This is a genomic window from Streptomyces sp. JJ36 (genome assembly GCF_021696945.1).
Classification (GTDB): domain Bacteria; phylum Actinomycetota; class Actinomycetes; order Streptomycetales; family Streptomycetaceae; genus Streptomyces.
This window is the reverse complement of sequence record NZ_JACYHE010000111.1, coordinates 1-11,949: the sequence shown is the minus strand read 5'-3', so window position 1 is coordinate 11,949 and position 11,949 is coordinate 1. Positions and strand designations below refer to the sequence as shown.

The following is an 11,949-nucleotide window of genomic DNA, read 5'->3' as shown; positions in this document are numbered from 1 at the left end:
TTCAGGCGTGCGCCCTTCCGCTCTGGCGCCGGCGGCGGCTTCCGGGAGGTCCGCCCGGTCGTGGTCCGCCCGGTCGTGGTCCGCCGCGTGCGGGCCTGGCGGCTGCGAGCCGGGCGCCCGCGGGCTTGGCGCCTGTCCGTCCGGCCTGCCGCGGTGGGTCCGCTCGCGGCACGCGGGGGCGTCGTCCCCGCGGTCGTCCTGCACGCGGCGGTCGTCCGCATGGCTGTCGTCCGCATGGCGGTCAGGCACGCGATCGTCGTACGCCCGGTCGTGGTCCGGCGCCGTCTCGTCGGCCGCCGGCTCACGGGCGGTCTCGCGTCGCGGGGGTCGCGGGGGCTGCACGGCGGCTCCTCCTCGTGTCGGCCCCCTCGTCCTCCCCATGGGGGCTCCAGCACAGCAGCGAGCCCACCACCACGGGGGTGCGGTGTCAACGAGAGCGGCCGAAGTGTCCGGCTTGTGGAGCCGGTCTGCCCTCCTGACGGGCCCCGCCGGGCCCTGCCGGGGGCGGACGGGTGGTGAACGGGCCGCGCGGGCGTGCATCCGTACGCCCCGTGCTTCCTCCGGTGCGGGCTGTTCGCGCGATGCTCGACCCGTCACCCGGGGTCACCGTCACGTAAAATGTGGAGCATGATGTCCGGATTGCCGGATGGCTCTTCGTTGCGCGGCGTGCCGCGCGGGCAAATCGCCGGAGGTGTGAACGTGAGCTGGGACACGTTCACCCGTCGGACACGTCTGCATCCGGGCTCACTGGGTAAGGCTGGAAACTGACCATCACCGTCCATGGAACGGAGGCCCGGTGTGGCCACGTCCGCTGAACTGCTCTCGACCGCGATTCCCAAACAGATGCACGAGCCGGTAGACCTGTCCGGTGTGTCCGACCCCGACTCCGGACTGGACGGCTCGTGCTCCATCGGTGGACCCGACGCCCCGCTGACCAGTGAACCGCCGCTCGCCGATGTGGCGCCGCTCACCAGCGAGCCGCCCATCGCCGCTGAGCTGCCGCTGACCAGCGAACCCACGGGCACCGGCTTCGGTACGGAGTCCGCGGACATCTGATGGGGCGCCTCGCGCGGCTCGCAGCGGCGCACGGCGTCGCGACCACGTACGAGCCCGCCGCGGGCACCGTCGTCGAGGTCCCCGGCGACACGGTCGTCTCCGTGCTCGCCGCACTCGGGGTCGACGCCTCCACGCCCCAGGCCGTGCGCGAGGCACTGGAACGGCATGAGCGGGAGGTGCTGCACCGGCTGCTGCCGCCCACCGTGGTGTTACGGGCGGACTCCGGCGCCGGCACCCTTCCCCCGCTCCCCGAGGGCACCGTCCTCCGGGTCGCCACGGAGGACGGCCGCTCCCGCGACTGGGGCCCCGGCGTCCCCCTCCCCCTCGGCGTGCACACCCTGCGTGCCCAGGCCCCCGACGGGCGGGCCGCGCACGCCACCCTGCTTGCCGTACCCGACCGGGTACCCGCCCCCGCCGGCCGTGCCCCGAGCGCGCACGCCGGCAGCACCGGACGCGGCTTCGGGCTGCTCACCCTGCCGCACTCGGTGCTCACCACCCGCTCCTGGGGCATGGGCGACCTCGGCGATCTGGCCGAGCTCGCCGACTGGGCCGGCCGCCGCCTCGGAGCCGGCTTCCTCCAGCTCGGGCCGTTGCACGCCGCCGTTCCCGGCGCGCCCACCGACCCCTCCCCGTACCGGCCCTCCTCCCGCCGCTTCCCCGACCCCGTCCACCTGCGGGTCACCGCCGTCCCCGAGTTCGCGCAGCTCGGCGGGGCCGCGCGGGACCACGCCGGCACCCTGCTCGCCCGGGCCGCCCGGCTCCGCGAGGCGGTGCTGGACAAGGGCGCGCTGATCGACCGCGACGCGGTCTGGGAGCTGAAACGGGAGGCCTTGGACCTGCTGTGGCGGGTGCCGCTCACCCCCGGGCGGCGGGACGCGTACGAGACCTTCGTCGCCCGGCAGGGCCGGGCCCTGGAGGACCACGCCACCTGGTGCGCCCTCGCCGAGGTGTACGGCCCGGACTGGCGGAGCTGGCCGCCCGGCCTCGACGACCCCCGCTCCGTCCACACCGCCCGGGCCCGCGAGGAGTACCGGGAGGGCTACGACTTCCACCGCTGGCTCGCCTGGCTCACCGACACCCAGCTCGCCGAGGCCCAGCAGACCGCGCGGGACGCGGGCATGCCGGTCGGACTGGTGCACGATCTGGCGGTCGGCGTGCACCCGCTCGGCTCCGACACCTGGGCGTGGCGGGACGCCTTCGCACACGGCATGTCGGTCGGCGCGCCGCCGGACGCGTTCCAGGCCCGCGGCCAGGACTGGGGCCTGCCGCCGTGGCGCCCGGACGCCCTGGCGGAGACCGGCTACGCCCCGTACCGCGAGGTGCTCGGCGGCGTCCTGCCGCACAGCGGCGCGCTGCGGATCGACCACGTCATGGGCCACTTCCGGCTCTGGTGGATTCCGCAGGGCCGCCCGCCGACCGAGGGCACCTACGTCCACTACGACGCGGAGGCCATGCTCGGCACCCTCGCCCTGGAGGCCTACCGCGCGGGCGCAGCCGTCATCGGTGAGGACCTCGGGACCGTGGCGCCCGGCGTGCGGGAGGAGCTGGCGGGGCGCGGCGTGCTCGGCACCTCGGTGCTCTGGTTCGAGCGCGACGAGGAGGGCGGCGCACCGCTGCCGCCCCCGGCGTGGCGCACCGACTGCCTGGCCGCCGCCACCACGCACGACCTGCCGCCGACCGCCGCCCGGCTCACCGGCGGCCATCTCGACCTGCGGGAGCGGCTGGGCCTGCTGACCGGACCGCCTGGCGCCGAGCGGGCCGCGGACGGCGAGGAGACGGCGGTCTGGCTGCACCGCTTCCGGGAGCTGGGACTGCTCCCGGCGGACGGCGGCACCGAGGAGCAGCAGGTCACGGCGGTGCACCTGTTCCTCGCCCGGACGCCGGCCCGGATGCTCGGCGTGTGGCTGCCGGACGCGGTCGGCGACCGGCGCCCGCAGAACGTCCCGGGCACCCGGGACGAGTACGCGAACTGGCGGCTGCCCGTCGCCGACGCCGCGGGTCGGCCGGTCGGCCTGGAGGAGCTGGCGGCCTCGCCCAGGACGGCGGCGCTCTTCGCGGAGCTGCGCCGGGCGCTCGGGCAGAGGCCGCCGCAGTCCTGAGCGCGGTTACCGGGGCGCGGCGCCGCACGCGGTGGCCGGGGCGGCGCGTGCGGCGGCCCGGGGGCGCAAGCGGACCCCGGGCGCGCGGGCTCCGGGGGCATTGGTTACGTTGAGACCGTGGCTACGAAGAAGAACGCGCTGCGCGCCGGCACCCTCACCGCCGGGACGGCTCTGACGCTGCTCCTGTCGTCCCCCGCCTTCGCCCTGACGCGGGACGACGGCGACGACCCCGGCCCGGGGCTGAGCGTGGCCGAGACGCTGGGGCTGTACGTCGCCGCGCCCATCGTGCTCTTCCTGGTGATCGCGGGCCTCGTCGTGATCGGCGACAAGTCCCGCAAGCAGCAGTAGCCGCCGGACGCACCGGGCGGGCCACGGCAGCCGGGGACACCGTCCGCCGGCCTGCGGCACCTGCGCCGGTCGGCCCGGCGGCCCGGTAGCGTCCCCGCACGCACGACTCAGGAAGCTGCGCGTCCTGCGGACGCTCGCCGACGCCGGCACCGCCGAGGCGCTGCATCTGACGCCCTCCGCGGTCTCCCAGCAGCTCGCCGCCCCGCCCGGCGGCTCGGCACCCCGCTGCTGGAGGCGCACGGCCGCCGGGTGCGGCTCACCCCTGCGGCCCGGCTCGTGCTGCACCACGCCGAGGCCGTCTTCGCCGAGCTGGAGCGTGCCGGCGCCGCGCTCGCCGGCCACCCGCTCGCCGGCGCCCCCGGCCGCCGACTGGGCGGCTTCCCCGGCGCCTCCGGCCGCCGCTGGACCCATCGCCGGGTCCACCAGCACCCCGACGGCGGCATCGCCCGCCTCCGGGTGCACGGGCTCCCTCACCGAGCGCGGCCGCGCCGGACTCACCCGCCGCTTCCGCGCCCTGTGACCGGGCCCGGCGGCCCGCGACCCGCCCGCCCCGTCCGTCCGGGCGACCGTCTTCCGGGGCGCTGACCGCGGGTACGGGCGCGGTGGGTACGGTCGTCACCGGGCCCGTCCGCGGGCCCCTCGTACACCAGACGGGATTCGGGGCGGATCAGTGAGGACGGCCGTACGACTCCGTGGTGCGCGGCGCACGGGCCGGGTGACGTCCGGGCCGGCGGCGCTCACGCTGGCCGTGGCCGTCGCCGGGTGCGGGGAGAAGCAGGAGTACGCGGTCCCGGAGAAGGTCTGCGGGGTGCCGCTGGAGGAGGGCACGGTCGCCCTGCTGCTGCCGGAGGGCGAGCACCTCGCCGAGCGCGGTACTCCGCTGCCCGCCCACCACGACTACTGCCGGCTGCTCGTGGACCGGGGGCGGGCCCTGACGGTGACCTTCTCCCCGACCCGGACGCTGCACGACCCCATGGGCGACCGGTCCGCGTACGCTTTCACCCGGCGCGCGGAGATGCGCGACCTCCCCCTGCCGGGCGAGGGAGCCCTCGGCGACGACAGCGCCGTGGTCGCTGCCCGGTGCGGCGGCTCCGGGCCCGGGTACCTCACCATCGATTTCTACGCCGACAAGGACGTCGTCCGGGACACCGCCCGGCGGCGCGCCGCGCTGCGGGAGTTCGCCCTGGCGTACACGTCCGGCGCACGGAAGAAGGCGGGCTGCGCGGGCTGACCGGCCGCCGGGGCACGCACGGCGCCGGACTCGGCCGCTGCGGCGTCGTGAGGCCGTTCCGCCGGAGCGACGGACTCTCCCGGGCCGCCCGCGTGGCCGCTACCGTGAAGAGCCACTGACAGGGGGAGGGCCGGTTGTCCGCCGGCGGACCGCACTGGGTACGGTCGTGGATCCGGGCGCCTCCGCAGGACCCGCCGCACGCGACATGGGGGATCACTGGTGACGTGGGACGAATGGGAACAGGCCAAGGCAGGAGCCGGGCAGCCGGTCGGCATGCAGCTCAACGAGGTCGCCCCGGTGGGCGGTGGCGGCACCGGCGGCGACGGTGATCTCGTCGTCCGCGACGACGAGCTCGGAGCGCTGGGCAATCTGGCGTACGACATCCACCAGCGGTTCTCCGCCGACTCCGACCACGCCCGGCAGAACACCTTCGACGCCGCGACCGAGCTGACCAACGACGGTCTCGACATGGGTTCGGCGCTCACGGAGCTGCACGACGCCTGGAACACCAAGACCGGCACCCTCAAGGAGGCGTGCGCGCACATCTCCAACCACCTCGACTTCTCGCGCGCCGCGCACGCCCAGGACGAGGCGGAGATCGTGACGAGCATGCGCAACGCCGCCGGTCAGGAGATGACGGTGTCGCGGATCTACGACTACATCAAGTGACGGGGGCCGGGCGATGGTGACCTACCAGGAACTCAGCGACCTGCGGCTGGGCAAGCTCAAGGCGGCCGCCACCGACTGGGAGACGATGGTCGGCAAGCTGGAGAAGATCGCCGACGGCGGCGACGGCGGGGCCAGCGCGGCGAGCCTGGAACGGAAGGCGAACGGCGCCGACTGGAAGGGCCGGAACGCCACTGTGACGAAGCAGTTCGTCACGACCACGGCGAAGGAGTTCGACGACGTCGTCATCGCCGCGCGGAGCGTGCACATCATCCTCGAGGGCGCCCACGCGAAGCTCAAGCAGTGCAAGGAAGACCTGCAGACGGCCGTCGACAAGGCGGCGAAGAAGAACATCTACGTCAACGACAAGGGCGGCGTCATCGCCTCCGTCCCGCCGCCCCACGTCGTGGGCGACGGGAAGGTGCACGAGCCGACGCAGCAGGAACTCGACGACGCCGCCGCCGAGATCCGCGGCATCCTGGACCGCGCCGCCGAGGCGGACAGCACGGCCGCCGCGGCGCTGCGGTTCCACGCCAAGGACAAGTACGACTTCCGGTCCCAGGGTTTCGAGAGCTTCGACGGCGCACAGCAGGTCATCGCGGACTCCGACGCCTTCGTGAAGCTGGCGGAGAAGGACCCGAGCGAGCTGACCAACGCCGAGCTCCAGCGGCTCAACGACCTGGCCGCGGAGCACGGCAAGAACCCGGTCTTCGCCGAGCGGGTCGCGACCGGCCTGGGCGCGAAGGGGACGCTGGAGTTCTTCGCGGACGCGGTGGACCTGGAGGCCTGGTCGCCGCAGGCCAACACCTCGCCGGACGACCGTGAGCGGCGCATGGAGCTGCTCGGCGCTCTGGAGAAGAACCTCGGCATCACCCTCGGCACCGCCACGCACTCCGGCAGCGACGCCATGGACGCGTGGAAGAAGAACGTCATCGAGCTCGGCGGCCAGAACGTCGCCGACTACGGCGGGGACGCCGGGCGCCCCCGCATCGCCGGCTTCCAGGCGATGAGCAACCTCATGCGCCACGGCACGTACGAGTCCGGCTTCCTGAACGACTACGGGGACGCCCTGGTCGCGTACGAGAAGGAGCACACCGGCGACGTCCGCGACCCGGGGCCGGGCGGCCGCACCCGGGAGAACGTGCTGCCCTGGAACCAGATGCCGTCGTACTCGAAGATCGACCAGATCCACTTCGGTGCGGACAACGACGGCGGCACGGACCCGATGACCGGCTTCATGAAGGCGCTCTCGCACAACCCCGACGCCGCCACGGACTTCTTCAGCTCCGGCGAGCCGCAGGACAACTCCCAGTGGGTGCTGAAGGACCGGCCGTCCTTCAACGACGTGGTGCAGGGCTCGATGGGGTACGGAGAGGACGCCGACGACTACGAGGGCCCGCTGGCGGTCAACGAGGCGACGGGCGCGGCGCTGGTCGCCGGGGCGACGGGCATGGACCCGCACGACGAGATGGCCCAGTACGTCAAGCACGACGCGGGCCACCGGCAGGTCCTGGAGAACTCGCTCACCCACCTCTCCGCCCGCGGCGACGACTTCCCGCCCGAGATGCGTGACGACATGGCCAAGGTCCTGATCAACCACGGCGGCGTCGTGCACCAGACCATGGGCGCGGCGGGTGGCGACACGCCGCTGGACGCGACGCAGCTCATGGAGGTCTCCAAGCAGGTCTCTCGCGACCAGGACGCCTACGGCATGCTCAACGAAGGCATGAACTACGCCATGGTGGAGGACTTCCACACCGAGAAGGACAACCCGGAGGACAGCCTCGACCGGGCCGGCCGCACGGTCGGCTTCCTGGAGGAGGCCCGCTACCAGGCCATCGGCGACCGTACCGGCGAGGAGCTGGAGGAGGTCGGCTGGAAGAAGAACTGGGCGTACCACGGGCTGGGCTCCGCGGCGAACTTCATCCCCGGCGTGGGGGATGTCGCCCAGCGCGGTGTCGACCTGGTCGCCACCGACTGGATGATGAACGAGCAGGACCGCATCAACGAGCGCGCCACGGGCGACTACCAGGAGACCTACGGACAGCGCCAGGAGCACTTGGACAAGCTCGCCGAGGTCTGGTATGACGCCAACGCGGACTGGGCGGAGAACGAGACGGGATACTCCCGCGACCAGGGTATCTACTCCAAGATCGACGCCTCGGCCAACGACGGCAACGACCGTGCCGAGGGTCTGGCGGGTGACCAGTGATGCTGCCGCCCACCTCGCGCGTCCTCCGTGCCGCCCGTACGGCGACGGCCGGTCTCGCCCTCGCTCTGGCCCTCTCCCTCACCGGGTGCGGAGAGGACCGGGAGTACGCCGTGCCGGAGACCGTCTGCGGTGTCACGATGCCCGAGGACACGGTCGCCCCGTTGCTGCCGGCCGGGGAACGGCTGACCGAGGACGGGGAGACCCTGCCGGAGAAGCGGGCGAAGTGCGGTGTCACGGTGGACGACACCCAGGTGCTCTCGGTCCTCTTCAACCGGGTCCAGGAGCTCTACGACCCGATGGCCGAGAGCGAGAGCTACAAGTTCACCCACCGGGAACGCATGTCCGGCCTGCCCTTCCCCGGCAAGGGAGCGCTCGGCGACGTCAACGCGATGATCACCGCCGAGTGCGGGGGCTCCGGGCCCCCGTACCTCGTCGTCGACGTGCGGGTCGACGAGCGGACGGCCACCGACGACCTCCCGGAGCGCCGCGACCGCATCCGGGAGTTCGCCGTGGCCTACACCTCCGCAGCGAAGAAGGAACTGGGCTGCGCGGCCTGAGCGCCGCCGGCGGGAGGAGAGCGGTGGAAGCCGTCCGTGAGAGGCCGGTCGGCGCGGCCCAGGGGCCGGGCGCCCGGGTGGGTGCGACGGCCCTGGGACTCGTCCTGCTGCTCGGGGTGGCCGGGTGCGGTGGCGCTGAGGAGTTCACGGTGACGGAGGCGTGCGGTGCCCGGGTGGACCCGGACACCGTGGCGCCGCTGCTTCCGGAGGGGGAGAAGCTGGAGATCGAGGACACCCTCTCCGAACCCGGGAAGCCTCGCTGCAAGTTCTACGTCGACGGCGAGCTGACGCTGTATCTGCGGGGCGATGTGGTCGAGACCGGCTTCGACCCGCTGGAGGCGTCCGAAGAAGGCATGGGGCGCCTCGGTGATCCGGCGCCCGCCGACATCGGCGACGGCGCCCTCCTCGCGGACCACGGCGCCAAGGTCGTGCGGGCCTGTACGTACGAGGGCGAGAGGCGGCAGTACGTTCTGTCCTTCGACGGCGTGGACCACCCGGAGGACACCGGGGACCGCCGCAAGGCCATCGAGCGGTTCGCCCGGTCCTACCTTCCCTCGGCCTTGAAAGCGCACGACTGCCGGGCCGCCTGACCGGCACGGTCTCCGGGCCGCCGGGGGCAGTCATGGCGTCGGCGCCCGTGAGAAGGCGGGCTGCCTCAGCTGAGGGCGGCGCAGCACGCAGCCCCCGGGCCGCCGCCGAATGGCGGCGGCCCGGGGCCCGGGGTGCCGGGGGTCAGCGGCGGGCCGCGGCGGCGTCCGCCGCCTGGGCCTTGAGGGCGCGCTCGACGCCCGCGCGGGACTCGGTGACCAGGCGGCGCAGCGCCGCCGAGGGCTCCGCGGCGGCGAGCCAGGCGTCGGTGGCCTCCAGGGTGGCGGGGGAGACCTGCACCGCCGGGTAGAGGCCGATCGCGATCTGCTGGGCCATCTCGTGGCTGCGCGACTCCCACACGTCCTTCAGCGCCGCGAAGTACTTCTCCGTGTACGGCGCCAGCAGCTCCCGCTGGTCGGTCTGGACGAACCCCGCGATGACGGCCTCCTGGACCGCGTTGGGCAGGGCCGTGGACTCCTCCGCCTCCACGACCGACGCCCAGGCGGCGGCCTTCGCCTCCGGGGTGGGCCGGGCGGCGCGGGCGGTGGCCGCGTGCCGCTCGCCGGCGGAGGTGGCGTCCCGCTCCAGCTCGGCGGTGATCTCCGCGTCGTCCGCGCGGCCGGTCGCCGCCAGCCGCTGGAGCAGCGTCCAGCGCAGCTCGGTGTCGACGGTCAGCCCCGCCACCGACTCGGTGCCGTCCAGCAGTCCGGCGAGCAGGCCGAGCTGCTCGTCCGTACGGGCGGCGGCCGCCAGGGCGCGGGCCCAGGCGAGCTGGTGGTCGCTGCCCGGCTCGGCGTTCCGCAGGTGCTCCAGGCAGGCGGCGGACCAGCGGGTCAGCCCGGTCTCCCGCCACCGGGGGTCGGCGTAGAGCTCCAGGGCCAGCTTGACCTGCCGGTGCAGTGACTGGACGACGCCGATGTCGGTCTCCTTGCCGATGCCGGAGAGGACCAGCTCCAGGTAGTCACGGGCGGGCAGCTCGCCGTCCCGGGTCATGTCCCAGGCGGAGGCCCAGCACAGCGCGCGGGGCAGGGACTGGGCGAAGTCGCCCAGGTGCCGGGTGACCGCGGCCAGCGAGTCGGAGTCGAGCCGGACCTTGGCGTAGGAGAGGTCGTCGTCGTTGAGCAGCACGACCGCGGGCCGTGCCCGTCCGATGAGCCCCGGCACCTGGGTCAGCTCCCCGTCGACGTCCAGCTCCACCCGTTCGGTACGCACCAGGGAGCCGTCCTCCAGGTCGTAGAGCCCGACGGCGATGCGGTGCGGTCGCAGGGTGGCGGTGCCGGTGGCGCCGGCGGGCAGCTCCGGGGCCTCCTGCCGGATGGCGAAGGAGGTGATGGTGCCGGAGCTGTCGACGTCGATCACCGGGCGCAGCACGTTGATGCCGGCGGTCTCCAGCCACGCCTTGGACCAGGTCTTCAGGTCCCGCCCGGAGGTCTCCTCCAGCGCGGCCAGCAGGTCGGTGAGGCGGGTGTTGGCCCACTCGTGGCGCCGGAAGTAGGTCTGCACGCCCTCGAAGAACTCGTCCGTCCCGACGTAGGCGACGAGCTGCTTGAGCACCGAGGCGCCCTTGGCGTAGGTGATGCCGTCGAAGTTGACCAGCACGTCGTCCAGGTCCCGGATCTCCGCCATGATCGGGTGGGTGGAGGGGAGCTGGTCCTGCCGGTAGGCCCAGGTCTTCATCTGGTTGGCGAAGGTCGTCCAGGCGTGCGGCCAGCGGCTGCCGGGGGCGTACGCCTGGCAGGCGACGGAGGTGTAGGTGGCGAACGACTCGTTGAGCCAGAGGTCGTTCCACCACTCCATGGTGACCAGGTCGCCGAACCACATGTGCGCGAGCTCGTGCAGGATGGTCTCGGCACGGGTCTCGTACGCCGCGTCCGTCACCTTGGAGCGGAAGACGTACTGGTCGCGGATGGTGACCGCGCCGGCGTTCTCCATCGCCCCGGCGTTGAACTCCGGCACGAAGAGCTGGTCGTACTTCTCGAACGGGTAGGGGTAGTCGAACTTCTCCTGGAACCAGTCGAAGCCCTGCCGGGTGACCTCGAAGATCGCCTCCGCGTCCAGGTGCTCCGCCAGCGACGGACGGCAGTAGACGCCCAGCGGCACGGTGCGCCCGTCGCCCTCCCAGGTGCTGTGCACGCCGTGGTACGGGCCGGCGATGAGCGCGGTGATGTAGGTGGAGATCCGCGGGGTGGGCGCGAACCGCCATACGGCGCCGGCGGGGCCCTCCGCGACCGGCCCGGGTTCGCCCGCGGGGGAGTTCGAGATGACCGTCCAGCCCTCCGGCGCGGCCACCGTGAAGGTGAAGGCGGCCTTCAGGTCGGGCTGCTCGAAGGCGGCGAAGACCCGGCGCGCGTCCGGCACCTCGAACTGGGTGTAGAGGTAGGTCTGCTCGTCGACCGGGTCGACGAAGCGGTGCAGACCCTCGCCGGTGTTGGTGTACGCGCAGTCGGCGGCCACCCGCAGCTCGTTGCGGCCCGCGGCCACGTCCAGGGCGATCCGGGAGTCCTGGAAGACGGCCGCCGGGTCCAGTCGCTCGCCGTTCAGCTCGACCTCGTGCACCGTGGGCGCGACGAGGTCGACGAAGGTCGAGCCCGCCTCGGCGGCGTCGAAGCGCACCGTCGTGACGGACCGGAAGGTCCCGCCCTGCTGCGCCCCGCGCAGATCGAGGTCGATCTCGTACGCGTCCACGGTCAGCAGGCGCGCCCGCTCCTGAGCTTCGGCGCGGGTCAGATTGGTCCCAGGCACGTGGTCTTCTCCTCTGTCTAGCGGTCCCGCCATCCTTCCATGCGCGCCCCGGGGGGCACCGAAGCGCCGGGGCGGCGGATGAACGCCGGGTGAGCGGCGCGGCACCGGGCGGCGAGCGGGCGGGGAGCGCCGCATGGCGCCGTGCCAGCCGGTGATCCATGAGCGGTGATGGGCGTTGCCCGTTCCCGCACCGTTCAAACGCAGGCCACCCCCGCTGCCGAGCATCCCGGAGGGCCGGGGTCCGCCCGGCCGGGCGGACCCCGCCCGTCGCGTTCGCATCCGGGAGGCACCGCATGTCCCGCAGCAGCCGCCTGCACGGGCTCGCCCTCGACCGCCGCACCCTGCTCGCCACCGCCGGAGCCGCCGGGGCCGCCGTGGGACTGGGTCTCGCCGCCGGCTCCGGCGACGGCGCGGCCGGGGCGCCCGGGCGGCCCGCCACCGCCCGGGCGG

9 protein-coding genes and 2 pseudogenes are annotated in these 11,949 nt (G+C 73.8%); 9 read left to right on the top strand and 2 right to left on the bottom strand.

The genetic code is table 11. The annotated features are described in order from the left end of the window. A pseudogene (locus HOY81_RS25715) lies at positions 1-249 on the bottom strand (hypothetical protein); the annotation flags it as partial. Between the two features lie 549 nt (positions 250-798). Here HOY81_RS25715 and HOY81_RS25710 point away from each other — a divergent pair. The 9 genes and pseudogenes from HOY81_RS25710 (at position 799) to HOY81_RS25670 (ending at position 8,759) form a co-directional block, all read left to right on the top strand. Beyond that, positions 799-1,056: a hypothetical protein gene (locus HOY81_RS25710; protein WP_237323102.1), complete on the top strand. Its 258-nt coding sequence runs from the start codon at positions 799-801 to the stop codon at positions 1,054-1,056. Further along, positions 1,056-3,155 (top strand): 4-alpha-glucanotransferase, encoded by a 2,100-nt coding sequence (gene malQ / locus HOY81_RS25705; RefSeq protein WP_237323101.1) that lies wholly within the window; start codon positions 1,056-1,058, stop codon positions 3,153-3,155. The genes HOY81_RS25710 and malQ overlap by 1 nt, the downstream gene beginning before the upstream one ends. 117 nt (positions 3,156-3,272) lie before the next feature. After that, positions 3,273-3,503, top strand: coding sequence for a hypothetical protein (locus HOY81_RS25700; RefSeq protein ID WP_237323100.1), 231 nt, complete (start codon positions 3,273-3,275; stop codon positions 3,501-3,503). 115 nt (positions 3,504-3,618) lie between these two features. Then, positions 3,619-3,968 (top strand): annotated as a pseudogene (locus HOY81_RS25695) (LysR family transcriptional regulator); the annotation flags it as partial. A 250-nt stretch (positions 3,969-4,218) separates the two neighbouring features. Further along, the gene (locus HOY81_RS25690) at positions 4,219-4,734 is read left to right on the top strand and encodes a hypothetical protein (protein ID WP_237323099.1); all 516 of its coding nucleotides are present in this window, start codon (positions 4,219-4,221) and stop codon (positions 4,732-4,734) included. Positions 4,735-4,953: 219 nt separating this feature from the next. Next, complete coding sequence (locus HOY81_RS25685; protein ID WP_237323098.1) at positions 4,954-5,403, top strand: hypothetical protein; 450 nt, start codon at positions 4,954-4,956, stop codon at positions 5,401-5,403. Between the two features lie 13 nt (positions 5,404-5,416). After that, positions 5,417-7,612, top strand: a complete 2,196-nt coding sequence (locus HOY81_RS25680; protein WP_237323097.1) for a hypothetical protein — start codon at positions 5,417-5,419, stop codon at positions 7,610-7,612. Continuing rightward, on the top strand, positions 7,612-8,169 hold the full coding sequence (locus tag HOY81_RS25675; RefSeq protein WP_237323096.1) for a hypothetical protein: 558 nt from the start codon (positions 7,612-7,614) through the stop codon (positions 8,167-8,169). Before HOY81_RS25680 ends, HOY81_RS25675 begins: the two co-directional genes overlap by 1 nt. 23 nt (positions 8,170-8,192) lie before the next feature. Next, positions 8,193-8,759, top strand: coding sequence for a hypothetical protein (locus tag HOY81_RS25670; protein ID WP_237323095.1), 567 nt, complete (start codon positions 8,193-8,195; stop codon positions 8,757-8,759). Positions 8,760-8,901: 142 nt separating this feature from the next. On the opposite strand, the gene pepN is transcribed toward HOY81_RS25670, so the two are convergent. Continuing rightward, positions 8,902-11,499, bottom strand: coding sequence for an aminopeptidase N (gene pepN / locus HOY81_RS25665; protein ID WP_237323094.1), 2,598 nt, complete (start codon positions 11,497-11,499; stop codon positions 8,902-8,904). Between the last annotated feature and the right edge of the window lie 450 nt (positions 11,500-11,949).